Raw genomic sequence first — 25,495 nt, forward strand, 5'->3', positions numbered from 1 at the left:
TGGCGAGCGGGCGCGGAGGGTGCGTGTTTCGTGCCGGCGGATCAGAAGCACTCGTGGTGGCCTTGCCTGAGTCGCACATCGAGGCCGGGGACGTTGAAGGTGGTGGCCGAGACCGCGACCGTGGTGAAGCGCACGTCTCTCAGGAGGGCCGAATCCGCCTGCTGGGCGAAGCCGTTGGGGTCGAAGAACCGGGAGTTCCTGTCCTGCGGGCTGATCGGGCCCTTGCTGACCGCCCCGGCCGCCACACCGATGTCGAGGTCGTCGAAATTCGCCTGTCCGCTCGACACGGAGGTCGCGTCGAGGAACAGGTTCCTCGCCTCGATCCGGCTGCGTTGGCCGCCGGTGACCCTCAGCGTGTACGGGCCCAGGACCGGGATCGGGACCACGACGGACTGGCACAGCCCGCTGATCTCCGCGCGGCGGGCCCCGGTGACCACGACCGGCACGAGGGTGCCCTGCCTGGTCACGTCCACCGTTCCGTAGATGCTCAGACCATGGGCGTCCAGCGTGTCCAGGGCCACCTGGAACTTCTGGCCGGAGATGAGGAACGACGCGGCCAGTACTCCTTGGGCCATGCCGACGCCGAGGGCCGCGGCGGCCACGACACTCGGGACGAGAACGCGGGCGAAGCGCTTCCAGGAGGTCCTGCCGGCGCGGTGCAGCATCCCGTCTCTCCTCCGGTCATGACGTGGGCTCGCCGATGCCAGACAGGGGTAGGCGACGTCTCTCTCTAGTGGCGGATCCTAGGCTTCCCTGCGCGGCAGCCGACGGCACGCCAGGTCGGCCGGACGGGTGAGTCGGTTTCCGTTGCGCCATCCGGACGACAGGCGGTGCGGTGACGCCGCCGGCGTTCCCGATCCGCCGACCGTCGCGGATGGGGCGACGCCGCGGCTCGTCGGTGCGAGCGGTGCGAGCAGTGCGGTCGGTGCGGTCGGTGCGGTCGGACGGGAAGCCCGCGGGTCAACACGCCCTAGAGGAGGCCGAGGTCGTCGAGTTCCTTGTGCAGGTCCGCGCGGGGGTTGCCGGCGCCCGTCCGCGGGGTGCGGCGGGCGGTCGCCCCGGTGTCGCCGCCGGAGTGGGCGGTCGGCAGGGACCGCGGGCGCCGGTCCCGGAAGAGCCAGGCGCCGAGCAGACCGCCGATCAGACCTCCGAGGTGGCCGAGCCAGCTCACCCCCGGTGTCCCGGGCACGGCAACGGTGAGCAGGTAGGCGAAGGAGGCCGCCATGACGATGCCGATCAGTGTGTCGATCAGGTGCCGGTCGAAGATCCCGCGGACCACGACATAGCCGAAGTACCCGAAGATCAGACCGCTGGCGCCCACCGTGTCGACGCCGCCCCGTTCGAAGAACCACACCAGGAGTCCGCTGGTCACCGCCACGAGCAGACTCAGTCCGAGGAAGCGGACGACACCTCGGTACGCCGCGAGGAATCCGAACACGAACAGCGGCCCGGAGTTGCTCTCGATGTGTGCCCAACTCCAGTGCAGGAAGGGCGCGCTGATGACGTCCGGCAACGTCCCGAGGTCGCCTGGGACCACCCCGTAGTCCCGCGAAAGGGCGTAGTGGTCCGCCGAGTTGGCCAGCTGCACCAGCCAGACGATCACCAGGAACCCGAACATCACGAAGAACGCCTTCCGCGCCTCCGCGATCATCCGCTCGGGGTCGACCGGCCCCCTGCCCACCCGTTCCTGATCCGGTCCGCCGCCCATGGCACGATCCCCTCCCCGGCGGATCCGTATCCGCGTCACCGAGAACTCTATGAAGTCCGGGCCGGACCGCCCAGAGGGAGGCGCACGGCACTCGCGGGCCGTGACCTGGAGTGCGGAGTACGGGACCGGCGGTGTACGGGGCCGACGAGGTGCGGGTACGGGGCTGATCCCCGTACCCGCTCCTACGGAAGGGGCTTCGCCCGGCCCGACGTCGGCTCCGGTGTGGTTCCGGCGACGCTCCCCCGGCCACCCGACCTCGTCCCCGACCTCGTCCCCGGCCCCATCCCCTTCCCGCGCCCCTTCCCACGCCCCCTCCCCGACAGCGTGAGCGCCGCCGTCACGGCGATCGACGCCGTCGCCATCACCGTCATCGCCGCGCCGGGCGAGGTCAGTTGGGCGACCGAGCCCGCCAGGGCCGCGCTCACGCCCTGCAGGGTCAGCATCCCGGCGGAGTGCAGCCCGAGGGCGTGGCCGCCGAGTTCCTCGGGTGTCAGCGCCATCAGCCGTTCCTGCTGGATCAGGCTCGACCCGAAGCCGACGGAGGCGACCGCCGCGCAGGCCGCGGACACCGCGATGCCCGGGTGGAGGGCGAAGAGGAGGTACGGCGTGGCCAGGAGCAGGAGGAACGGGGCGCCCAGCCGTGCCCGGACGCGCGGTGCGAGGAGACGGCCGGTGGTCACGTCGCCCACCAGCATGCCGAAGGCCGCGGAGGCGAAGAGGACACCCGCGTGCTCGGGGGCGTACGAGACGAAGAGGGATTCGCAGCCGACGATCAGACCGTTGGGGATCCACAGGAGCAGAAAGACGGTGCGGCGGGGACCGTACGACCACAGGAGGGCGTTCGTGCGCCACGTCCGGGCGACCGACGGGCGGCCGGAGGCCCGGGGCGCGCGGCGCGTGAGGCCGAGGCGGGTGCCGGCCGCCGCCGCCAGGTACAGCGCCGCCGCCGTCAGGAGTCCGACGCGGGGGGACACCGCGGCCACCAGGAAGCCGCCCGCCGCGTACCCCGTGACCTGGGTGATCCCGCTCATCATGTTGAAGACGGAACGGCCCAGCAGATAGCCGTCCCTGGGAAGGATCTCGTTCAGCAGGCCCCAGCGGACCCCGCCGCTCAGGGAGGCGACCAGCCCGAGCGCGAAGAGGATGCCGAAGATCGCGGCCACCGGGAGGCCGGGCAGCGCCACCGCCGCCGTACCGAACGCGAAGGCGAGGGCGATGCCCGTCGTCGTCGCACGCGGCGGCAGCCGGTCCGCCGCGGACAGGAGCGTGGTCGCGCCCAGCACTTGGGCGAGGGACGGGCCGAACATGCTCAGGGCGGAGAGCAGGGGCGAGTCCGTCGCCCGGTAGACCAGGGTGCCCAGGGCCAGGCCGCCCACCGTCGAGGCCGCTCCCTGGAGCGCGGACGTCAGGAAGAGCGGAGTGAACTCCGGGGTGCGGAAGAGGTCGGAGTAGCTGCGCATGGGTGCAGTCTCGGGCGGCGTACGTGGCGGTCGACATTGTTTCGCGGGGTGGCGAAAGCAACGGGGGTCCGGGACGGCCCGACGAGGGGGCCAAGGTGGGGACGGGCCGCTGAGACGTCCCGGGACCAGCAGGAATGCCGGGCCGGAGGGGTGCGGGGGCGGTCACGTGGGCAGGAGCAGGCCCGGAGGGACAGGTCCGGGGCGGGAACCCGCCCCGGGGACAGGAAGGGCCCGGCGGCCGGAGCGGATGCCGGGGCGGGTGTGACGGAAGGGACAGGGTGCGGACATGGGGTGGTGGCAGGTCAATGCCGACACCCTCGCCCGCAGCCGCTTCGTGCTCTCACCGCTCGCCGAGACCTTCGCCAGTCTCAAGGTGCTGCAGTCGGGCACGGCCGCGCACCCCGGCGAACGTGCCTGGCTCGACGCCCATCTGCCCGCGTACCGCCGTCGGCTGGCCGAGGATCCGGTCACCGCGCTGCTCATCCGGTCCGGTCTCGGCCGGGAGTGGATCGCGGACTTCCTGACACCCACGCCACGCGGCGAGGCCGGCTTCGAGGAGGAGGTCGCACGGGTCAGGGAGGTGCCGGCCGCGGACGCCCGCGCCCACCTCGCCGTCGCTCTGCGCGGGCCCCTCCCCGCCGCCCTGCACCGCGACGACCTGCCGGAGCGGGCCGCCGGTCTCCTCACCGACGTCTGGACCGAGACCGTACGCCCCTACTGGGCCCGGCGTCGGCGCGTCCTGGAGGCCGACGTCGTCGCCCGCAGCGCACAGCTCAGCCAGGGTGGCTGGGCGGCCGCCCTGGACGCGCTGCGGCCCGGGACACGCTGGCTCGGCGACAACCGGTTGCAGGTCAACCCGCACGAGTATCCGCCGCGCGAGATCTCGGGTGCCGAGCTGTACTTCGTACCGGTCACACCGCAGAGCCACGGCTGGGTCTCATGGGAGGAACCGCACCGGTACGCGGTGGTCTACCCGTGCGTCGGGGCGCTCGCCCACTCCGGGCCCGAGGCCGTGCCGGAGAGCCTGGGCGCGCTGCTCGGTCCCGCCCGCGCCGGTGTCCTCGTCCACCTCGGCTCTCCGCTGAGCACGACCCAGCTGGTGGCGCTGACCGGGCAGGGGCTGGGCTCCGTCGGCCGGCATCTGAAGGTGCTGCTGGACGCCCGGCTGATCCAGCGGCGGCGGGCCGGGCGGTCGGTGCTGTACTCCCGTACGGCCGCCGGCGAGGTGCTCGTGAAGGCTCAGGGCGGCTGACGCGGGTGGCCGAACCGGGCGGAGTTAGCATCCGTTCATGACTACTGACAACTCTGTGTTCGACGTCCGGATCGATTCTCTGCAGGGCGGCTCCGCGGATCTCGGGCAGTACCGCGGCAAGACCGTGCTCGTCGTGAACGTGGCCTCCAAGTGCGGGCTGACCCCGCAGTACGCGGGTCTTGAGCGGCTGCACGAGCGGTACGCCGCCCAGGGCTTCACCGTGCTCGGTGTGCCCTGCAACCAGTTCATGGGACAGGAGCCCGGCACCTCCGAGGAGATCGCCGAGTTCTGCTCCGCGACGTACGGGGTGACCTTCCCGATGACCGAGAAGGTCGAGGTGAACGGGGACGCGCGGCACGAGCTGTACCAGCGGCTGGTGGACACCGCCGACGGTGAGGGTCACACCGGTGACATCCGCTGGAACTTCGAGAAGTTCCTGGTCGGGCCGGCCGGGGATGTCGTGGCGCGGTTCTCGCCGCAGGTCGAGCCGGACTCGGTGGAGGTCGTGGCGGCGGTGGAGAAGTCGCTCGCGTAGTTCGCGGTCCGGGTCAGGTCTCGAATGCGGTTCCGGGTTCGGTTCCGGCTCAGGTTCCGGGTCCGGTTCCGGGTCCGGTTCCGGGTCCGGTTCTGCGGGGTTTGACCTTGCCCCTGGGGCAAGGACCAGTGTTCTCCGTCACCGGGCGGACCGCGCCCGGTGACGGAGGATGGACTCGTGCATCAGGAACTGCTCACGATCGGCGCGTTCGCCGCCCGCGCGCGGCTCTCGCCGAAGGCACTTCGGCTGTACGACCGGCTCGGACTGCTCGCTCCGGCATACGTCGACGAGGTCAGCGGCTACCGCTACTACCGCGCCGACCAGGTCGAACGCGCCCGCATGGTCGCGCTCCTGCGCCGGCTCGACATGCCGCTCGCGCGGATCGCGGACGTGGTGGAGGCCGACGGGACCACCGGTGCCGCTCGGCTCGCCGCCTACTGGGCGGACGCCGAGACGCGGTTCGCCTCGCAGCGGACGCTGGCCGAGTACCTCCGTGGACGGCTGTCGGGAAGGAGTTCCGAGATGTACGGGAAGTTCGTGGTCGAGACCGTGGACGTGCCGGAGCGGGTGGTGCTGACGGAGACGCGGCACACGCTCGCGGATGAGCTGCCGGTGTGGATTCCCGCCTCGCTCGGCCGGCTGGAGGAGGGGGCGCGGGAGTGCGGGGGCACGACCGGGGCGCCCTTCGTCGTCTACTACGCCGAGGTCAGCATGGAGAGCGACGGGCCTGCCGAGTCGTGTGTGCCCGTCGCCGACGGGGAGGCCGCGCGGGGCTGGGCCGAGCGGTGGGGGTCGGGGGTGGGGGTGCGGGTCGAGCTTAGCGCGGCGGTTGGCATATGCGCGGATCACCAAGGCGCAGGTGGCTCATCCGCAGATCGTCGCGGCGTTCGAGGCTGTGGAGGCGTGGGTTCGGGAGCGGGGGCTCTCGGTCGACGGGCCCTGTCGGGAGGTGTACTTCGGGGACTGGGACGCGGCGGGGCCGGAGGACGCGGTGTGTGACGTGGCGTTTCCGGTGACGTGAGCCCTGCGGGGCGGTCGGGATTCCCGCCCCCGCCGCCCCTACCCGTCCCATACCGTTCCTGGGGCTCCGCCCCAGACCCCGCCAGGGGCGCTGCGCCCCCTGGACCCCCGCATCGCCCGAAGGGCTCGTCCTCAAACGCCGGACGGGCTGGATGCGGGCCCCGGCCGGCACCATCAGCCCGTCCGGCGATTGAGGACAAGGCCCTCAAGGCCGACCGGGGGTCTGGGGGCGGAGCCCCCAGGGGTCAGCGGAGTTCCTCGGGGCACGGGGTACCCCGGGGAAGCTGGTAAGGCGCCGCCAGGCGATACGTACCGGGGGCCGGCGCCAGGAGCTCCGTCCACTTGTCGCCGGAGGCGTTCTCCTGGGTCTCCATCAGGCAGCCGTTGAGGTTGTCGTACGTCTTCGGGGCGCCCTCGGCCCGGTGCTTGGACTTCTCCGTCTCCTGCGGCGGCTTCACACTCTTGCCCTCGGCGTCGACGAGGCCCAGCCACGGCGAGTACGGAACGCGGATGAGAACGCGGCCGGCCTTCTTCACCTCGATGGTCAGCTCGCCCTGCTCGGCACGGTCGACGACGGCCGGCGGGTCGGCGAGCTGCGTCGGGTCGGTCACCGCGAAGAGCTGCCAGTTCGCGTCGCCCCAGATCTGCCGGAGATACGGCATGCCGCGCTGGACCAGCTGACGTTCGCGTTCACCACCGTTGCCGTCCGGCTCCCCCTTGGGCAGCACCACGTAGTGGACGGCCCAGCGCTGGAGCCACTCGTGGTAGTTCGCGGAGTTGAGCGTGTCGTCGTAGAAGAGCGGGTTGCGCTCCATGTCGGCCTGCCGGTTCCAGCCGCGGGCGAGGTTCACGTACGGCGCGAGCGCGGACGCCTCCCGGTGGGAGCGGGCCGGGACGACCTCGACGCGGCCCTTCTCGGCACCGACGACCTGGAGCTGGTTCACGAGCGGGGCGAGCTCCCGCGCCCAGGACGCCGCCGGTGTCGTGTGCACGATGTCGTCGACGGACTTGAAACCGATCCACCCGGTGAATCCGGCGAAGGCGACGATGATCACGTACCACTTGCGCGTCTTCGGCACGGTGAAGGGAAGGGCCGCCAGCAGCGCCACCCCGGCGAACAGCATCGCCAGCCGCGTGATGTTGGAGCCGATCTGCGAGCTGATCAGCCAGACGAGGAGGACACCGAGGCCGTACACCGCCGCCGTGATCCGTACCGTCTTCCACTCCTTGGGCACGAGCGCGAAGACCAGCACGGAGTAGATCAGCGGCAGCGAGGCCGAGCCGATGGACATCGGCTGGGTCCCGGAGAAGGGGAACAGCCACGCCGAGGCGGCCACGACGAGTGTCGGCGCGATCCCGAGCGCGTACGCCCCGGGGCGCCGCTTCTGGAGGAAGAGGGCGGCCGCGACCAGGCCGACGAACAGCCCGGCCACCGGCGACGCGGCGGTGGCGAGGGCGGCGAGCGGCGCCGCGCACAGCGCCTTCGCCCAGCGTTTGTGGCGCCAGCGGTAGGGCCAGCAGAAGACGACGGCCGCCGCGGCGAGCGCGAACACCATGCCCAGGCCGTACGTGACGCGGCCCGACGCCGCGTTGCACAGCAGCGCGAAGACTCCCGCGAGCGCGGGCCACATCGGCTCGCGCACCGCACGGCTGCGGATCAGGATCATCGTCAGCAGCCCGGCGGAGAGCGTCCCCGCGATCATCATCGTGGTCCGGACGCCGAGCACGGACATCAGATACGGCGACACCACGCTGTACGACACCGGGTGCATACCGCCGTACCAGGCGAGGTTGTACGCGGAGTCCGGGTGCCGTCCCACGAACTCGGCCCAGGCGTCCTGCGCCGCGAGATCCCCGCCACTGTTCGCGAACGAGAAGAACCATGCGAGGTGGAGCAGCCCGGCCAGCGCCGTGACGACCGCGACGGGGTGCCGGTGCACGAAGCCCTTCAGCCGGGCGGCACGGGTGCCGGGCTCCTCGTCGGCGCCGTCAGGTCCGTGAGCGCCGTCAGATCCGTCTGCGCCGTTCGGTCCGGCGGCCTCGGCGGAACGTGCGGGTAGCCGTATTCGCGAGCCCGCCCTGGGGCCCGGATCGGCGTCGTCGGCGTGTGTCGGCTCCGCTGTCGCCACTACAAGGCACTCCTGTGTCCCGTTTCCTCGCGCTCGCCCCGGGGCCGGCGGCCCGCGACCTGCCCCGATCTCGCGACGCTAGCACGCACCCCGCCGGGGAGCGCCCGGGTGGGGCGCCCCCGACGGGGTGCGGCACGTTCGCGCTGTGCTCACCGCGCGTTCGCGTGGTGTTTCGGGGCGCTCACGGCGTACGCCGCCACAAGCGCGTCCGCTCGATCGCTCACCTGGACGTCCCCTCAGCTCACGCGGGTCAGCTTGGCGCCGAAGCCCGGCTCGGCGAGATCCTTCTGGAGCGCGACGGGGATCTTGACGGCGTGACTGGAACCGTCGCCGACCGTCAGCACACCGACGGTCTCGCCCGCCTTGCCCGTGTGCGGGACCGCCTGGCCGTCCTCGCCGATCGACAGCTTCGTCTTCAGACCGGGCCAGCCGACCGCCGTCATGTTCTTGGTGGCGACGACCGGCGTGCGGCCGCCGAGCTGGTCGTCCACGTACCCGACGACGTCGCCCTTCTTCACCACCGTGGCGGAGATCAGGCTCCGTTGGACCTTGTCGATCAGCTTCTGGCTGTTGGTGAGGGCGAGCTGGAGGCTGTCCCAGACCTTGCCGGTCCCGGCGTTCTGGCCGAGGACCGCGCCGTAGATCGTCTGCTGCTTGCCGTTCACCGTCTTGGTGGCGGCCCACACCAGGTTGCCGCCGGCGGGGGTCGACGAGCCGGTCTTCAGACCGATCACACCGACCTGCTTCACCAGCAGGTCGTTGTTGTTGTAGATCTTGCTGTCGAGGCCGGGGATCTGGGCGCTGGCCATCCCGACGATGCCGCGGAACACGTCGTTCTGCATGACCTGCTTGGCCAGCTTGAGCTGGTCGGTCGCGGTGCTCACCGTCGTCTTCTGCAGACCGCTCGGGTCCGTGTACGTCGAGTTCGTCATGCCGAGCTTCTTGGCGGCGGCGTTCATCTTGGCGACGAAGGACTTGCTGTCGGAGTCCCAACGGGCGAGCAGCCGCGCCGCGTTGTTGCCGGACGGGATCATCAGCATCTGGAGCATCTCGCGCTCCGTGAACTGCTGCCCCTTCGACATGGCGGCCGTCGACTCGTCCGGCAGTTTCGACTCGTCCTCGGCCTGCTGGTCGACGGTGATCTTCTCGCCTCCCTCGCTCCCCTTCAGAGGGTGCTCCTGGAGGATCACGTACGCCGTCATGATCTTGGCGACGCTCGCGATGGGGGCGGGTGCCTGCTTGCCGTCCGTGCCGAGGCTGCCGACGCCCTCGACCTCTATGGCCGACTGTCCATGGCCCGGCCAGGGCAGATCGAGGGTGCCGCCCTCGAAGGTGTACGTGGCGTCGGCGCTGAGCCCGAGAGCCGCGCTCGGCAGCGGCCGTACGGCCTGCGCGATCGCGAAGATCACCACGAGCAGCAGGACCAGCGGCGTCCAGATCTTCACGCGGCGCGCGAGTGTCCGTACCGGGGTCTGCGGAGGCGGCGGCGTGTTCGTCAGCTCGGCGAGCAGGTCCAGCGGCGGCTTCGGCGGAAGCGGCTGCTGGGTGGTGCGCTCGGGGCCGACCTGGGGCATCGCCCTGGTGGCGTCGGCGGGGGTCACCCGCGGCTTCGCCGGTGCCTGTCCGTCCAGGGACCTGAGGGCGACGAATTTGCTGGTGCGTTCGGCCGCGGCCTCGGCCTTCGGCTCCGCCGCGGCCTTCGGCTTCGGCTCGTCCTCCGGCTTCGCCCCGGTCTTCGGCTCAGGCTTCGGTCCCGGCTTCGATCCGGGCTTGTCCGTCGGTGTTCCGGTGGATCTCGCGGCGGGCTCGGAGGCGGGCTTGTCCGTGGACGGCTTCGCGTCCGGCTTCGCGTCGCCCAGTTTGAGCATGGTGGTGGGCTGGTCCACGACCGGGCGCCGCGGCGCCTTGAAGACGGCGGTGGGCTGGTCCACGGGGGGCTTCGAGGTCGCGGGGGTCGCCGATCCCTCGACGTCGGACTTCGAGCCGGGCTTCACGTCCTCGACCGGGTCGTCACCGGACCCGGATTCCTCACCGGACTCGGCGTCGGACCCGGAGTCCGAGTCGGACCCGGAGTCGGACCCGGACTCGGCGGCCTTCGTCCCGGCCGCGGCCTTCACCTCGCCGGCGGCCACGGGCTCGGCGTCCGAAGGTTCGGCGTCCGAGGGTTCGGCGTCCTTCTTCGACTCGGCGTCGGCGTCCACATCCGTGTCCGCCCCGGCGTCGTCCGCGACCGCGTGATCAGCCTCGGCGGCGGCCTCGCCGTCGTCACCGGCCTCCGCCTCGGCATCGGCATCGGCATCGGCCCCGGCATCGTTGTCGTCCGCGGATTCCTCAGCCGACGCTCCGTCAGCCGCGTCCTTGGCATCCCCGGCATCCCCGGCGTCCCGGGCACCCCCGTCGGCCCGGTCCCCGGCTCCGGCCTCCGCCCGCGCGTCCTCGTCGGCCGTCCCCGAGTCCTCCGCGGCCGTCTCCGCGCCCTTCGCCGCCGAGGCGGACTCCTCCGCCTCCTCGGCGCCCGCAGCCCCGCTCCCGGCCTCCTGCGGAACCTTGGACTCCTCCTCGTCCGCGCCCGACACCCACGCGGCCACCGCGGCCCGCAGCCGGGCGTCCCCGCCGGAACCCTTCTCGCCGGACCCACCCGGGGTCTTCTCGCCGGACCCACCGGGAGTCTTCTCCCCGGAACCGTCGGAGACCTTCTCCCCGCCGCCCGCGGGAACCTTCTCCGCGGATCCGGCGGAACCTTCCGCCAGGGCCCGTGTCGAGAACACCGCCGTGGCCTGGTCCACCCGCACCGTGGCGGCCCGCTCACGGGCCACCGCCAGACGGGGGTCCGCCGACGCGGCCGCGGCGGACCGCACCGGCCCCGGAACCGCGGCGGGGGTCCCCGACGTCGCTTCTGCCGACGACGCCGACGACTCGTGCTGCTTCGACCTGTCGGGGGACTCGCCCGCCACCGATGCCTCCTCCGTGCGCCACCCACCGGGCGCCCAACGAACCATGAAACCCTTGACCCGCTGCCCGGACATCGCTGTCCGAACCATGTACCAGTGTCCTGTGTGCGGGCTTAACCCCTGCGGTAGACGAGAACGACATACCTGCCGGTTCCACTACGAACCGGTCACGCACTCTCGACAGACCATTGTGAGAGGGGTCACCCTGTCATTCATCCACGCGGGGAGGCATGGATGGGCAGGAGCCGCAGAACACTTCCGGAGGAGCTTCTGCTGCTGGCGTTGGACCCGACCACGGGTACCACCGCACAGCCGCAGTCGCTCGACCTCGGTCTGGCCGGAGCACAGCTAGTAGAGCTGGCGCTGGCCGGACGGATAGCCCCAGACGGGGATCGTATCGCCGTGGTGGCACCACGGCCGACTGGAGATCCAACACTGGACTGTGCGTTGGAACTGCTTCGCCGGCGCGGAGCACCCGTACGCGCGGTCAACTGGATTGGCGGGCCCCGACTGGGACTTCGCCAGACCTACCTCTCGCATCTGGAGAGGTGCGGCATGGTCCATGCCGTGGCCGGCCAGATGTGCGGGGTGCTTCCGACGACTCGCTACCAAGCGACGGACACGGAGATCAGCCGGGAGATCAGATCCCGGCTGGACAGCGCGATCCGCACCGGCGTACCGCCGGACCCGCGGACCGCGGCGCTCGCCGCGCTGGCCCATGCGGTCGGTCTCGGCAAGCACCTGTATCCGGGTAATGAGGGACGCTCGTCCCGCTCCCGGCTGCGGGACCTGATCAGACACGACCCCATGGGCGGCCTCGTGGCCCACGCGGTCATGGACGTTCAGAACGGTGCGGTCGCACAACCGCGCCGCAGCCCGGCACCGGCAGGCCGTCCGGCCACCGCCGGAGTCAGGTCCGCACCGGAACCCGCCCGCGGTGTTCCGATGCAACCGCGCCACGGTTCCATGGCGCGCGCCGTGGTCCACTGAGCCGCAGTCCCACGGCACGCGCCGGCAGGCACCGTCGTTACGCACCACACGCAGTACCCAGCACCGCCAGCACCATCCCAGCATCACCCAGCGCCGCACCGCAGTCCCCAGGATCCGGTTCGGGAGCCGCTGGCTCGCGCGGGGCGGTGAGCCGTACGTCCGGACGACGACACGGCTCCGCCGCCCCGCGCGGCCGCATTTTACGGGTGGGAGGGCATATGCGTGCGGTATGCGCCGACGGGACGCGCGGGCGCGTGAGAGGCGCCCCGGTACACGCCGGATCCCCGAACTGGCCCGTACCCAGCGCATATCCGCTGTTTCCCAGCGGTAGAAAGCACCTTGGTGGCAATCTGCTCAACAGCAGATACGCAAAGTAGAGGCCCGCAGCCGGAGGTGCACGTCCCGTGGCGTCAAGTGTCAATCCCACCGTCCGGCGGCGCCGGCTGGGCCAGGAGCTGCGCCGGCTCCGCGAGCTCAAGGGCATGACGGCCGAAGAGGTCGCCGAGCGCCTGCTGGTCTCGCAGTCGAAGATCAGCCGGCTGGAGAACGGGCGGCGCAGCATCAGCCAGCGTGACGTCCGCGACCTGTGCGGGGTCTACGAGGTCGAGGACCACCGGATCGTCGACTCGCTGATGCAGATGGCCAAGGACTCGCGCCAGCAGGGCTGGTGGCACTCCTTCGGCGACATCCCGTACAGCGTCTACATCGGTCTGGAGACCGACGCGGCGAGCCTGCGGGTGTACGACCCCCAGGTCGTCCCTGGCCTGCTCCAGACCCGGCCGTACGCCGAGGCGCTGATCGCGGGCGCGCTGCCCGAGACCGCGCCCGCCGACATCGACAAGCGCGTCCAGGTACGTCTGCGCCGGCAGGAACGGATCTCCGCCCCGGACAACCCGCTGCGCCTGTGGACCGTCCTCGACGAGTCCGCGCTGCGCCGGGTGGTGGGGAACCGCTCCCTCATGCGCGACCAGCTGGAGCACCTGGTGGAGCAGTCCCAGTTCCCGCACGTCACGGTGCAGGTGATCCCGTTCGACATGGGCGCGCACCCGGGCCTCAACGGCCAGTACGCGATCCTGGAGTTCCCCGACGCGGCCGACTCCAGCGTCGTCTACATCGAGGGTGTCACCAGCGACCTCTACCTGGAGAAGGCGAACGACGTCCAGAAGTACAGCGTGATGTACGAGCACCTGCGGGCGCAGGCGCTGAACGTGGAGCAGTCGCGACAGCTCATCGCGGACATCGCCAAGGAGTACGCGCGCTGAGGCGGGTTCCTGTGCTCCGGACACACCCCTGATGGAGAAGCGGGGCATCGTACACTCCCCCTACGCCAGAACGGAAGACCCCACTGGAATATGCCACCCGGTCGAGTTAATAGTCGCTTCGCCCGCGGATGTTGGCGAGTAGCGTCGATCACGCCATCAAGCAACAACGTTGGCGTAAACCGCACCGCGCGTTCCGTAGCGGATCCGCGGCGCGGTGACAGCAACTCGACGACTGGCTATCGGAGCGATCATGGCAATCCAGCAAGGCGCCACGGACACGTGGACCAAATCCTCGTACTCGACCGGCAACGGCGCATGTGTCGAGGTCAAGTCCCCGGTTCTCGCGGCGATGGCCGTCCGGGACTCCAAGGTCCCCGAGGGCCCCACGCTGGCGTTCCCCGCGAACTCGTGGAACGCCTTCGTGGCAGAGGTGAGCCGGGGGGCTTTCGACCTCGCCTGATGCATCGACATCTTCGCCGACACCCACAACTGCACCGACCAACCGCATACGCACCACAGACAGAGCCCTCTCGACTGGCCCGCCGTCCCGGCCGAGGGGGCTCGGCCCTTTTCCGGGGACTCCCCCGCGGGTGATCCCCGTTCAGCGCAGGAGGTCCACGTACCGGTCCGTCCCCGGCACCGTGGGAATGAAGGGCGCCACCAACTCGACCTTCCCCAGGCCCGCTTCGGCCACCGCCGTCTCGCGACCGGCGAAGTGCCCCTCCCAGCACTCCCGTGGATCCGCCTCCAGGAACCACAGCAGGGTCAGCCGGGTGTCGACGCCCTCGACCTGTTTCACATACGTCATGCGGTCGCCGGGGAGCGGGGTGGGGCGGAAGACCGTGACCATGGCGGCCGGGGAGTGCGCGAGCCGCCGGGGGAGGTGGCGGGAGCGCAGCCACTCCAGCAACTCGGCCCGCTGCCGCGGCCCTTCGGAGTCGATGACCTCCAGGACCAGCCCGGCGTAGGGGTGGTCGAGGGCGTGGAAGTCGCGGGGGCCCGCGGCGCCGTCCCGGTACACCGTCGCCTCGTGGTCCTGGAAGGCCGTGAAGACGTGCGTCCGGTCCTGGTACACCCGGCCGTCGCGGTTCAGCCGTTTGTTGATCCCGACGGTCCACTTCATGTGGTCGTCGTAGCGGCTCTCGGTGACCCAGTACGTCGACAGGTAGCAGCCGGCGGTGACGGGCTGGGCGACCGCCGACTTCTCCGGCACGCGCAGGAGTTGGAGGTCGCGGGGGGCGACCCAGCGGCGGCCCGCGTACATCCAGGGCATGGCCATCGCCCCGGCGTAGTAGTGGTCGTCCTCGTACCAGCGGTTGTACGCGTACTCGTGACCCGGGTGCGGCTCGACCATGGTGATCAGCGCGTGGCCCGGGCGCACTCCGTACGGGCCGAGGGCGGCCAGTTCCGCGTACACCTCGCTGCGGGTGTCCTCACTCACGTCGTTCCCCTTCCTTCCTCCGCCGGTCGCCCATACTCTGACGCCCCGTCAGACAAAGCGCCAGAGCCGCGGCGCCCACGGCGAACGAGCCGAAGGGACGCGCCGGCCCGGGGCGGACCGAGCCGCAAGCGGGAGGGGAAGACTGCGATGTCACAGCTCGCGGGCAAGACCGTGGTCGTTTCGGGGGTCGGCGCCGGGCTCGGCCATCAGGTCGCGGCGGCTGTCGTGCGCGACGGGGGGAACGCCGTGCTGGGAGCGCGCACGGAGGCCAATCTGGCCAAGTCCGCGGCCGACCTCGACCCGGACGGCGCGCACACCGCGTACCGGGCGACGGACATCACGGACGAGGCGCAGTGCGAGGCGCTGGCCGCGCTGGCGACGGAGCGGTTCGGGCGGATCGACGCGATCGTCCATGTCGCCGCCTGGGACAGCTACTTCGGCGGCCTCCAGGACGCGGATTTCACCACCTGGCAGTCGGTCATCGACGTGAACCTGCTGGGCACCCTGCGGATGACCCGCGCCTGTCTGCCCGCGCTGAAGGTGTGCGGCGGCTCGGTCGTCATCATCGGGACGCAGTCGTCGGTGGCCGCCCCGTCACAGGTGCGGCAGGCGGCGTACGCGGCCTCGAAGGGCGCGCTGACGAGCGCGATGTACTCCATGGCGCGGGAGCTCGGCCCGCACCGGATCCGGGTCAACACCGTGCTGCCGGGCTGGATGTGGGGGCCGCCGGTGGAGGCGTACGTCCAGTTCACCGCGTACACCGAGGGCGTACCGGAGGCGGACGTCCTTCAGCGGCTCACCGAACGGATGGCCCTGCCCGAGCTGGCCACGGACGGGGACGTCGCGGACGCCGCGGTGTTCCTGGCCTCCGACCGGGCGCGGGCGATCACCGGGCAGTCCCTGCTCGTGAACGCCGGCGAGATCATGCGTTAGCCGTACCAGTCCCGCCGTCCCTTCCCAGCCGTACGGGACCCGCATCCCGTACGCCCGTCGTCACCTAGGTCGTCCTGTCGATGTGCTGGCGAAGTGCCCGCTCATGGTGTGGTCCCCGTCACGGACACGACAACAGCCCGGGGGGTAAAGTAGAGGCAAAATCGTTCTGCTTTCTGATCTGCGTTCATATGCGTGACCGCGAAGGGTCTTGACCGCTCCCTCCGAACGGCGGTTCAATCCCCGAAGTCCCCGCACCCGCACGGGGGCGCCGCCCTTCCCCAGGCTCTCGGCTCCGCCAGAGCAGGGGGGACCCCATGCGTACTGGCGAAGTGCCGTCCGGTATCTGCAGGTTCACAAGGCGGACCCCTGGAGGGGGCACATGAACGGTCTCGACTGGGCCGTCCTGGTCGCGTACTTCGGCGTCATGACCGCGATCGGCTTCTGGTCCCACAAACGCGTGGACGACGTCAGCGACTTCTTCACCGCGGGCGGCAAGATGCCGTGGTGGCTGTCCGGCATCTCGCACCACATGTCGGGCTACAGCGCGGTGATGTTCACCGGGTACGCCGGCATCGCGTACACGTACGGCATCACGTCCTACGTCACCTGGGCCCTGCCCATCGCCATCGGCGTGCTGCTCGGCGCCAAACTCTTCGCGCCCCGGCTGAACCGCCTGCGGTCCCGGCTGCACGTGGCCTCACCGCTCGAATATCTCAAGGACCGCTACAACATCTCGACCCAGCAGGCACTCGCCTGGTCCGGCATCCTGCTGAAGATCGTGGACGTCGGCGCGAAGTGGGCGGCCATCGCCACCCTGCTGAGCGTCTTCACCGGGGTCACGCTCACCCAGGGCATCCTGATCACCGGCGGCATCACGGCCGTGTACTGCACGATCGGCGGACTGTGGGCCGACGCCCTCACCGAACTCGGCCAGTTCATCATCCAGTTGCTGGCCGGGATCTCGATGCTGGTCATCGCGCTGAACAAGATCTCCGACCAGGGGGGTCTGTCCAAGGCGCTGGACTCGCCCAAGCTGCACGGCCACGCCAACGGCTTCGCGGGTCCCTACCTGACCGTCTTCTTCATCGCGTACCTCTTCATCAAGCTCTTCGAGTACAACGGCGGCATGTGGAACCAGGCCCAGCGCTACATGGCGACGGGCAGCGCGAAGCAGGCCACGAAGTCGGCCTTCCTCTCCGCGGGACTGTGGTTCGTCTGGCCGGTGATCCTCTTCATCCCCATGTGGCTGTCGCCGCTGCTCGTCACGGCGAAGAAGCCGGACGGCTCCGACGCGTACGGTCTGATGACCGAACAGCTGCTCCCGCACGGGCTGTTGGGTCTGGTGGTCGTCGGCTTCTTCTCGCACACGATGGCCATGTGCTCCTCGGACGCCAACGCCATCGCCGCCGTGTTCACCCGGGACGTCGCGCCCGTCCTCTCCAAGGCCGCGCGGGCCTGGGACACCCGGGCCGGGCTGATCGCCGGACGCGTCACGACCGTCGCGTTCCTCGGCCTGTCGATGGCGGTGGCCACGCAGGTCAACTCGCCCACCTTCAAGGACATCATCACGGTGGTCATCAAGTGGGTGGCCGGTCTGATGGGTCCGATCGCGATCCCGTTCATCCTGGGACTGCTGCGGCCGTTCCGGAAGTCCGGGCCGACGGCGGCCCTCACCAGCTGGGCCTGCGGTCTGCTCGCGTTCTTCTTCGTCAACTACCACCTGGACTTCTCCCAGCGCACGGACGTGAAACTGGAGTACCAGGTCTCCCTCCCGATGGTCGTCTCCCTCGTCCTGTACATCCTCATCGGCCTGATCAAGCCCGAGGACACACCGGAGCGTGACGCGATCATCGAGAAGATCAACACGGACGACGACGGGGACGGGGCCGCCGCGGTGGCGATCCCGGCCCAGACGGACGGGGCGTCGACCAGCCCGTCGGGCGTCTGAGGACACCCCGTCCGGCGCCCGCGCGCTACTCGATGACCGACCCCGGGGACGGCGTTCCAGTACGGCCCCGGGGACGGCCCTCAGGCCCGCGGATAGCGGGCGAGCCACCCGGGGGACGACGCTCCGGGCCCGTGCAGCGCGGGCCCCTGCGTCATCTCCATCGCGAAGTCGTCCGCGAGGACCAGCATCGTGGGACGGCCCTCCAGCTCGGCCAGCCAGGCCGGCGGGAGGGCCGTCTCGCCGTGCAGAGCGCCCAGCAGACCCCCGGTCAGGGCCCCCGCCACCGCGGAGCGCCCGCCGTGGTTCACCGCCAGACACAGCCCGTGCCGGATGTCCTCCCCCACCAGTGCGCAGTACACGGCGACCGCGAGCAGCCGCTCCGCCGTGCCCTCCCCCGCCAGCTCCTCCACCCGGGCCGGCGACGGCATCCCCTGCCGTACGGCCCCCAGCGCGTGCTGCAGGGCGTCACTGACGGGCTCCTGCCCCGGCCGCGCGGCCAGGATGGCGAGCGCCCGCTGCACGGCGCCGTCGAGGCTCTCGCCGCGTGCCAGCGCGTGCACGATGACCGCGTACGCGCCGGCCGCGAGATACGCCGTGGGGTGCCCGTGCGTCTGCGCGGCGCACTCGACGGCGAGCTGCACCACCAACTGCGGCTCCCAGCCGACGAGCAGTCCGAAGGGCGCGGAGCGCGCGGCGGCCTCGGGACCCAGCTCGCCGGGGTTCTTCGGTGCGTCCAGCGTGCCCATGGTCTCGTCGCCGAAGCCGGTCAGACAGGCCCTGGTGGGGTCTCGCCGGGCGTACAGCCACTCCTCGCGGGCCAGCCAGCCGTCGTCCTTGCGGCGCTCGTCCGGACCCCAGTCGCTCTGGGTCGCCGCCCAGCGGCGGTACGCGCGGTGCAGGTCGGTGGGCGGATGCCAGGCGCCGGTGTCGCGGCGCACCTGCGCGCGGACGAGGCCGTCGAGGGTGAAGAGCGTGAGCTGAGTGAGGTGGGTGACGGTGCCGCGGCGGTCGTGGCCGACGGCGAGGTCGTTCAGCCCCTCCGCGCCGTACTCCTGACGGATCTCCTCCAGGGTGAGCCCGTCGAGCGGTGTGCCCAGGGCGTCGCCGACAGCCGTGCCCAGCAGGGTTCCACGGACCCGGCTGCGGAAGTCCTGCTGTTCGGCACGGCCCCAGACGGCACCGGCTGTCGCACCCACCGAGACCTCCCCAGGCACCGTCCGCACGTCCGACAGCTCAGCACTGTAATCGACGGTGAACGGTCCGTTCAGGGCGCGGAACGGTATGTGAAGTGTGACCCGAGAAAGCCAAGTGATCGCTTATGAACACCGTTCGGTCGGCTTCTCCCGGATCATTCGGGGCGTGGTCCTTCGGGGCGCGGTCCTTCGGGGCGCGGTCCTTCGGGGCGCGGTCCTTCGGGGCGCGGGGCGGACCCGGCCGCCCGCGCCGCGGTGACGCGTTCGACGAGCGGAGCGAGGCGGTCACGGTCGGCGCCGGGCGCGTGCAGCAGGTCGTCCAGCACGCGGGACAGGTCGTCGAGGTCCGGTCCGTTCGGCGGGCCCCCGGCGTGGGGCCCGAGCGCGTGGTCCAGGTCGAGGCGGGCCTCGTCGTGGCGTCGCAGGGCGATCAGGGCGCGGGCGCGGCACAGCAGCACCGGTACCTCGTCGGGCCGCAGCGCCTTCGCCCGGTCGGCGTCGGACAGGGCCGCGGCAAGATCGCCCAGCCCGAGACGGAGCTCCGCCCGGTGGCGCAGTGCCCAGGGGTACTCCGGCACCAGGGCGATGGCCCGGTCCAGGTCCGCGAGTGCCTCGGCCGGCCGGCCGAGGCCGGCGTGACAGACGCCCCGGCTCGCGTACGCCGACGCGTACGCGCCGTCGATGTCGATGGCCCGGTCGTAGTCGGCCAGCGCCTCCTCGTGCCGGCCCGCCGAGCGGAGCGCGTCGCCGCGCTCGCACAGCCCCCAGCCCCAGTCGGGCAGCAGGCGCAGGCCCCGGTCGAGGTCGGCCAGTTGCCGGGCCGGCTCGCCCAGCCCCCGCCACACCCGGGCCCTGCGCCCCAGCGCCCAGGGGTAGTCGGGCTTGAGTTCCAGCGCGCGGTTCAGATCCGCGAGGGCCTCGGCGAGCTGTCCGAGCCGCTGCCGGGTCGCTCCCCTCGACGCCCAGGCGAAGTGGTACGAGGGGTCGAGTGCGATCGCCCGGTCCAGATCACCGATCGCGTCGGCGTCGTGGCCGAGGATGCGGTGGTACTCACCGCGTACGGAGATGGTCTCGGCGTCGTCCGGGGCGAGCGCGGCGGCCCGGTCCAGGTCGGTGATGCCGTTCTCGTGGTCGCCCAGGCCGTTGCGGCCGAGGGCTCTGCCGCGATAGGCGCGCGCGAGACCGGGATCGAGGGCGATGGCCCGGTCGTACTCGGCCAGCGCCTCCTCGTACGCGCCGTCGTGCCGCAGCGCGCTGCCCCGGACCACCCGGGCGAGCGCCTGCCGGCGTTCGTCCAGTCCGCCGCGGTCCAGCAGCACCCCGAGCGCGGCGGGCACCCCGCCGTCGGCGAACGCCTCCGACAGGGCCCGCCCCCACGTCCGTACGGGCTCCGCGTCCGCGTCCTCGCCCGCCTCCGCCAGGACGCGTGCCCAGCGCCTGGCGGAGACGTCACCGCCGTCGCAGGCGTCCACGAAGTCCCGCAGCGCGGCGGGCAGCGCGGTCCGGGCGTTCGCGCACAGCAGGTGGTAGGTCTCCGCGAGCCGCAGCTCGCGCCAGCCCTCGTCCGCCCACAGCTCCCCGGTGCCCCGGTCGTCCTCGGCCTCGGCCTCGGCCCGCCACCGGCCGAAGGTCTCCGCGAGCAGGGCGTGCCGCCGCGCCCACCCTCGTGGCGAGCGCAGCCGTTGCAGGCGCAGCATCGGGGCCCGTACGACGTCGTGGTACTGGACGCGGTCCCCGCGGTCGCTGACGAAGGGGAGGCCGCGCAGCCAGCCGAACAGCGCGTCGGCCTCGTCCTCGGGGCAGTGCGCGGCGGCCCGGAAGACATCGGCGTCCAGCCTCCTCGGCAGGGCGCAGGCCAGGGCTGCGGCGCGGCGGACGGGGTCCTGTTCCCACTTCAGGAAGCGCTCCACGGCCGTCGCGCTGGGGTCGCCCACGTCGTCGGGCCCGGTGGGCCGTCCGGCGGCCAGGGTGGACACCAGCACCGGCAGTCCGCCGGTGAGCCGCAGCACCTCCTCGACGACCGGTTCGGCCACCACTCCCCTGTCCGCGAGCAGGGACCGCGCCTCGGCCTCCGTGAAGGGCCCCAGCGGTACGTCGGCCACGAAGTCGGCGAAGCCGCCCCAGCGGGCGGTGTCGAAGGGGCGCTGTCCGGCGGTGACGACCACGACGTTCGCCGGCAGGGCGCCGTGCCGGTCGGTCGTCATCACCTCGTGCAGCCAGCCGTCGAGGAAGGGCGCGGTCCGCTCGTAGGTGTCGAAGAGCAGGACGAGCCAGGGGGCGTCGGCCGCGACGGACGCCAGCTCGTCGAGCAGGACCGGGGTGAGGACCCGCTCCGGTGACTGGACCAGCCGTACGTCCTCCTGGTTGCGCAGCCGGGCGCCGATCCCGGCCCTCAACCAGTCCGCTCCGTGGGCGAGTTGGTTCGGGTCGAGGGCTCCCGCGAAGGCGCCGACACCGGGCAGCAGGCCGAGCCCGACGAGGCTCGCGCGGGCGGCGGCCAGACTCGCGGGCGACGGCGGGGACGCCGGGGGTTCGGGCGTCTCCAGCGCTGCCGCCTCGGCTTCCAGACGGCGCTCCCGATGGGTGGCCAGCAGCCGGTCGAGGTCCTTGAACCGGTGCCCCTGCCGGGCGAAGCGCTCGCTGACCGCCGCCATCGCCTCGGGCACGCTGCCCGCGCCCTCGTCGACGTACGCGGTCAGCGCCCCGCGTTCCCGGGCGAGCTGTTCCAGCTCCCGGACCAGAAAGGTCTTCCCGACCCCGGCGTTCCCGTGCACATGGAACAGGAACCGGTGCCGCTCGTCCTCCGGCGACAGCTCGAGGTTCTCCCGGAACGCGGCCCGTTCGGCACCGCGCCCCACGAACCCCTGCCGTCTGCGCTGCCGGATCAGCTCCTGCATCGACGGCCGCCCCCGCACCATCCGCCCGTTCCCCCCGTCACCGCCCGCTCGGACCGGGCTCCAGTCTGGCGCAAGCCGTCGGGATCGACGTGGGTCCGGCCTTGACGGGCGACGCCGTCACTCGACCACCGAGACGGCCGTCCCCTTGGTGCCGAACTGCCAGACCGCGTCGCCGTCGGCGCTGTGCATCCGGATCGCCCCGGTCCGTGCCCCGGCCGAGGGCTTGGGCGAGGAGCCGTCCTGGGCGTTGGAGAACGCGATGAAGACGCCCGACCGCACGGTGAAGTAGACGATGTTCTCGACCTTCGTCCCGTCGGTGCCCGTGGTCGAGGCGACGGTGGACGACACCGCGTACCGGCCCGGCGCGGGGCTCACCGTGCCCGGCCACACCGTGAAGCTGCGGCGGGCGGCGCCGGCCGCGTCGACGAGCCATACCCGGCGCAGGCCGAGGGAGTAGACGATGCGGCGTCCGGTGCCCGAGCCGTCGGGGACCGCGACCGGTGCGCTCTTCCTGGGCGAGGCGGAGGGGTGCGGGCTCGCCGACGCCGAGGGCTTCGCCTTCCGCGCGGCGGCGAGCGGGTGTGCCCCCTGGTCGGCCTGCGCGGCCAGGGCCGTGACGCCGACGAGCGCCGCCGCGGTCAGACCGGTGACCCAGACCCAGGAGGGAAGCCGTCGGGCAGGCACGGACACGCAACTCCTCAGCTCATGAAGCTTCCGGCTGACGAAGCTTCCGACCCTCGGCCGAGGGTCGGATCATCGTACTGCGAGACGTGGACCTCGAACGCCGACCCCGGACGCCGACCCCGGAAGCCCCGGCCCCCGGAAGTCCCGGCCCCCGGAGGCCCGACCCCGGTACACCGGTCCCGGGGGCCGCTCACCGCCACCGCCGGGTCCCTCACTCCAGCACGGGAAGCAGTTCCGGCAGGTGGCCGTCCGACGCCGCCGCCGCGCGCTGCCGCTCCTCGGGCACCTCGCCGTACAGGGTCGTCCGCGGCTTCGCCGGGCGCCCCGCCGCCTCCGCGACCGCGACGAGGTCCTTGACGGACTTGTAGGAGCCGTACGAGGAGCCCGCCATCCGGGAGATGGTCTCCTCCATCAGCGTGCCGCCCAGGTCGTTGGCGCCGGAGCGGAGCATCTCCGCCGCGCCCTCGGCGCCCAGCTTCACCCAGCTGGTCTGGATGTTGGGGATGTGCGGGTGGAGCAGGAGGCGGGCCATGGCGGTCACCGCGCGGTTGTCGCGGACGGTCGGGCCCGGCCGGGAGATGCCCGCCAGGTACACCGGCGCGTTGGTGTGGATGAAGGGGAGCGTCACGAACTCCGTGAAGCCGCCGGTCCGCTGCTGGATGCGGGACAGGGTGCGGAAGTGGCCGAGCCAGTGCCGGGGCTGGTCCACATGGCCGTACATCATCGTCGAGGACGAGCGGATGCCCAGCTCGTGCGCGGTCGTGACGACCTCGATCCAGGTCGCCGCGGGCAGCTTCCCCTTGGTCAGGATCCAGCGGACCTCGTCGTCCAGGATCTCCGCGGCGGTGCCGGGGATGGTGTCGAGGCCCGCCTCCTTGGCCGCGGTCAGCCATTCGCGCACCGACATCCCGGTGCGGGTCGCGCCGTTCACCACCTCCATGGGCGAGAAGGCGTGCACATGCATGCCGGGGACCCGCTCCTTGACCGCCTTCGCGATGTCGAAGTACGCGGTGCCGGGCAGGTCGGGATGGATGCCGCCCTGCATGCAGACCTCGACCGCCCCGACGTCCCAGGCCTGGGCGGCGCGGTCGGCCACCTGGTCCAGGGACAGGGTGTAGGCGTCGGCGTCCGTACGGCGCTGGGCGAAGGCGCAGAAGCGGCAGCCGGTGTAGCAGACGTTGGTGAAGTTGATGTTCCTGGTGACGATGTACGTGACGTCGTCGCCGACGGCGGACCTGCGGACGTCGTCGGCGATGCGGCACAGGGCGTCCAGCGCCGGCCCGTCCGCGTGCAGCAGCGCGAGCGCCTCGTCGTCCGTCAGCCGCGTCGGGTCGTCGGCGGCCGTCGCCAGCGCGGCCCGGACGTCGGTGTCGATGCGGGACGGCACCATGCCGGGGGCCGCCGCCTCCCGCAGCGCCTCCCAGTCGCCGTAGACGAGGTCGAAGTCCTCGCGGCGGTCGCCGGTGCGGCCCTCGGTGTCGATCGACGCGTGCAGGTCCGTACGCCCCGACGCCGTGAACGCCTCCTCGGGCTCCTGCCAGGGGTGCCCCTCGACGACGGCGTCCGGCAGGGCCAGGCCCGTCCGAGGGTCCGCCAGGGCCCGTACGTGCGGCAGCAGCCGCGGGTCCAGCCAGGGCTCGCCGCGCTGCACGAACTCCGGGTAGACGCAGAGCCGTTCGCGCAGTTCGAAGCCGGCCGCGCGGGACTGCTCGGCCAGCTGGTCGATCCGCGGCCACGGCCGCTCGGGGTTGACGTGGTCGATGGTCAGCGGGGACACCCCGCCCCAGTCGTCGATCCCCGCGCCGATCAGCCGCCCGTACTCGGAGTCCACCAGGTTGGGCGGTGCCTGGAGGCAGGCCGCCGGTCCCATGATGTGCCGGGCCACGGCGACCGTGGCGACCAGCTCGTCCAGTTCCGCGTCCGGCATCCCGCGCATCGCGGTGTCCGGCTTGGCGCGGAAGTTCTGGATGATGAGTTCCTGGATGCCGTGGTAGGCGCGGGAGACGCGGCGGAGCGCGAAGAGGGAATCGGCGCGCTCCTCGTACGTCTCGCCGATGCCGATCAGCAGCCCGCTGGTGAAGGGGACCGAGGAGCGGCCCGCGTCCTCCAGGACCCGCAGCCGTACGGCGGGTTCCTTGTCCGGGGAGCCGTGGTGAGGTCCGCCGGGCTCGCTCCACAGCCGGGTGGCCGTCGTCTCCAGCATCATGCCCATGCTGGGTGCGACGGGCTTGAGCCGCTGGAAGTCGGTCCAGGACATGACGCCCGGGTTGAGGTGCGGGAGCAGTCCCGTCTCCTCCAGGATGCGGATGGAGATGGCCCGCACATAGGCGATCGTGTCGTCGTACCCGTGCGCGTCCAGCCACTCCCGCGCCTCGGGCCAGCGGTCCTCGGGCTTGTCGCCGAGGGTGATGAGGGCTTCCTTGCAGCCGAGTTCGGCACCGCGCCGGGCGATGTCGAGGACCTCGTCCGGGGACATGAACATCCCGTGCCCGGCCCGGCGCAGCTTGCCCGGGACGGTCACGAAGGTGCAGTAGTGGCACTTGTCCCGGCACAGCCGGGTGAGCGGGACGAACACGCTCTTGGAGTACGTGATGACGCCGGGGCGGCCCGCGGCGTCGAGGCCCGCGTCACGCACCCGCGCGGCGGACGCGGCGAGGTCGTCGAGATCCTCGCCGCGCGCCTGGAGCAGTACGGCCGCCTCGGTGACGTCGAGCGCGACGCCGTCCCGCGCGCGCCTGAGCGCCCGCCGCATGGAGTTCGCCGTCGGCCCGGTCCCGGGAGTCGCGGAAGTCGTCATCCTTCGAGCATACGATCGCCGTGATCAGGCACTGGAGGGCGCGGGCGGATTCCTCCGGCCGGGCGGGCCGGTACGGGGGCGGCCACCGGCCACCGGACGGTTCCCGGTCCGCGGTTCCCGGCCACCGGACGGTTCCCGGTTCGCGGTTCACCGCCGCCTGTCGGGTTCCCGGTTCGCGCGCCGCTTCGCCGAAAGCTGTCGATCCCCTTCCCTTGCACCACCGTTCACTGCCGACTACGAGGGTTGTACGGGATACGCCCGCACCACCCCTGCACCACCCATGTCAGCGACGACA

At 71.8% G+C, this 25,495-nt stretch carries 17 protein-coding genes and 2 pseudogenes; 9 read left to right on the forward strand and 10 right to left on the reverse strand.

From position 1 onward, the window contains the following. Positions 1 to 41: 41 nt before the first annotated feature. The 3 genes from HEP85_RS17755 to HEP85_RS17765 all read right to left on the reverse strand — a co-directional run bounded on the left by HEP85_RS17755 (position 42) and on the right by HEP85_RS17765 (position 3,168). Positions 42 to 665 carry a DUF6230 family protein gene (locus HEP85_RS17755; RefSeq protein WP_168528621.1) on the reverse strand — a complete coding sequence of 208 codons (624 nt, stop codon included), beginning with the start codon at positions 663 to 665 and terminating at the stop codon, positions 42 to 44. A gap of 305 nt (positions 666 to 970) precedes the next feature. Then, a complete protein-coding gene (locus tag HEP85_RS17760; RefSeq protein WP_369657748.1) occupies positions 971 to 1,708 on the reverse strand; it encodes a rhomboid family intramembrane serine protease in 738 nt (245 codons plus the stop codon). Between the two features lie 182 nt (positions 1,709 to 1,890). After that, positions 1,891 to 3,168: an MFS transporter gene (locus tag HEP85_RS17765; RefSeq protein ID WP_248001970.1), complete on the reverse strand. Its 1,278-nt coding sequence runs from the start codon at positions 3,166 to 3,168 to the stop codon at positions 1,891 to 1,893. Positions 3,169 to 3,454: 286 nt separating this feature from the next. Here HEP85_RS17765 and HEP85_RS17770 point away from each other — a divergent pair, with 286 nt between their 5' ends. The 3 genes and pseudogenes from HEP85_RS17770 to HEP85_RS17780 all read left to right on the forward strand — a co-directional run bounded on the left by HEP85_RS17770 (position 3,455) and on the right by HEP85_RS17780 (position 5,976). Further along, positions 3,455 to 4,420 (forward strand): winged helix-turn-helix domain-containing protein, encoded by a 966-nt coding sequence (locus HEP85_RS17770; RefSeq protein WP_168528623.1) that lies wholly within the window; start codon positions 3,455 to 3,457, stop codon positions 4,418 to 4,420. A gap of 37 nt (positions 4,421 to 4,457) precedes the next feature. Beyond that, positions 4,458 to 4,955, forward strand: a complete 498-nt coding sequence (locus tag HEP85_RS17775; protein ID WP_168528624.1) for a glutathione peroxidase — start codon at positions 4,458 to 4,460, stop codon at positions 4,953 to 4,955. A 159-nt stretch (positions 4,956 to 5,114) separates the two neighbouring features. Beyond that, a pseudogene (locus tag HEP85_RS17780) lies at positions 5,115 to 5,976 on the forward strand (MerR family transcriptional regulator). Positions 5,977 to 6,220: 244 nt separating this feature from the next. On the opposite strand, the gene HEP85_RS17785 reads toward HEP85_RS17780, so the two are convergent. Beyond that, positions 6,221 to 8,104: an MFS transporter gene (locus HEP85_RS17785; protein WP_168528626.1), complete on the reverse strand. Its 1,884-nt coding sequence runs from the start codon at positions 8,102 to 8,104 to the stop codon at positions 6,221 to 6,223. Positions 8,105 to 8,340: 236 nt separating this feature from the next. Next, positions 8,341 to 11,058, reverse strand: a complete 2,718-nt coding sequence (locus tag HEP85_RS17790; protein ID WP_168528627.1) for a D-alanyl-D-alanine carboxypeptidase family protein — start codon at positions 11,056 to 11,058, stop codon at positions 8,341 to 8,343. A 231-nt stretch (positions 11,059 to 11,289) separates the two neighbouring features. Here HEP85_RS17790 and HEP85_RS17795 point away from each other — a divergent pair, with 231 nt between their 5' ends. The 3 genes from HEP85_RS17795 (at position 11,290) to HEP85_RS17805 (ending at position 13,767) form a co-directional block, all read left to right on the forward strand. Beyond that, positions 11,290 to 12,045, forward strand: a complete 756-nt coding sequence (locus HEP85_RS17795; protein WP_168528628.1) for a GPP34 family phosphoprotein — start codon at positions 11,290 to 11,292, stop codon at positions 12,043 to 12,045. Positions 12,046 to 12,449: 404 nt separating this feature from the next. Then, positions 12,450 to 13,307, forward strand: a complete 858-nt coding sequence (locus HEP85_RS17800; protein ID WP_148008906.1) for a helix-turn-helix transcriptional regulator — start codon at positions 12,450 to 12,452, stop codon at positions 13,305 to 13,307. A gap of 250 nt (positions 13,308 to 13,557) precedes the next feature. Then, the gene (locus HEP85_RS17805) at positions 13,558 to 13,767 is read left to right on the forward strand and encodes a DUF397 domain-containing protein (protein ID WP_148008907.1); all 210 of its coding nucleotides are present in this window, start codon (positions 13,558 to 13,560) and stop codon (positions 13,765 to 13,767) included. A 141-nt stretch (positions 13,768 to 13,908) separates the two neighbouring features. On the opposite strand, the gene HEP85_RS17810 is transcribed toward HEP85_RS17805, so the two are convergent. Next, a complete protein-coding gene (locus tag HEP85_RS17810; RefSeq protein ID WP_168528629.1) occupies positions 13,909 to 14,748 on the reverse strand; it encodes a hypothetical protein in 840 nt (279 codons plus the stop codon). Positions 14,749 to 14,895: 147 nt separating this feature from the next. Between HEP85_RS17810 and HEP85_RS17815 the strand changes: the two genes are divergently transcribed. Together HEP85_RS17815 and HEP85_RS17820 are read left to right on the forward strand one after the other, a co-directional pair. Next, positions 14,896 to 15,681 (forward strand): SDR family oxidoreductase, encoded by a 786-nt coding sequence (locus HEP85_RS17815; RefSeq protein ID WP_168528630.1) that lies wholly within the window; start codon positions 14,896 to 14,898, stop codon positions 15,679 to 15,681. A 379-nt stretch (positions 15,682 to 16,060) separates the two neighbouring features. Then, entirely contained in the window at positions 16,061 to 17,629 is a 1,569-nt protein-coding gene (locus tag HEP85_RS17820; protein WP_168528631.1) for a sodium:solute symporter family protein, read from the forward strand. A gap of 80 nt (positions 17,630 to 17,709) precedes the next feature. Here the strand turns inward: HEP85_RS17820 and HEP85_RS17825 are convergent, their stop codons facing one another. After that, a complete protein-coding gene (locus HEP85_RS17825) occupies positions 17,710 to 18,825 on the reverse strand; it encodes an ADP-ribosylglycohydrolase family protein (RefSeq protein ID WP_329288441.1) in 1,116 nt (371 codons plus the stop codon). A 94-nt stretch (positions 18,826 to 18,919) separates the two neighbouring features. Here HEP85_RS17825 and HEP85_RS17830 point away from each other — a divergent pair. Next, a pseudogene (locus tag HEP85_RS17830) lies at positions 18,920 to 19,021 on the forward strand (hypothetical protein); the annotation flags it as partial. Here HEP85_RS17830 and HEP85_RS17835 read toward each other — a convergent pair. The 3 genes from HEP85_RS17835 to HEP85_RS17845 all read right to left on the reverse strand — a co-directional run bounded on the left by HEP85_RS17835 (position 18,978) and on the right by HEP85_RS17845 (position 25,200). Next, a complete protein-coding gene (locus tag HEP85_RS17835) occupies positions 18,978 to 21,719 on the reverse strand; it encodes a tetratricopeptide repeat protein (RefSeq protein ID WP_369657749.1) in 2,742 nt (913 codons plus the stop codon). The pseudogene HEP85_RS17830 and the gene HEP85_RS17835 sit on opposite strands and share 44 nt — an antisense overlap. A gap of 117 nt (positions 21,720 to 21,836) precedes the next feature. Then, positions 21,837 to 22,409, reverse strand: a complete 573-nt coding sequence (locus HEP85_RS17840; RefSeq protein WP_168528633.1) for a hypothetical protein — start codon at positions 22,407 to 22,409, stop codon at positions 21,837 to 21,839. Between the two features lie 205 nt (positions 22,410 to 22,614). Continuing rightward, a complete protein-coding gene (locus HEP85_RS17845) occupies positions 22,615 to 25,200 on the reverse strand; it encodes a bifunctional FO biosynthesis protein CofGH (RefSeq protein WP_168528634.1) in 2,586 nt (861 codons plus the stop codon). Positions 25,201 to 25,495 lie beyond the last annotated feature (295 nt).

It is taken from the genome of Streptomyces sp. RPA4-2, assembly GCF_012273515.2.
Classification (GTDB): Bacteria; Actinomycetota; Actinomycetes; order Streptomycetales; family Streptomycetaceae; genus Streptomyces; species Streptomyces kaempferi.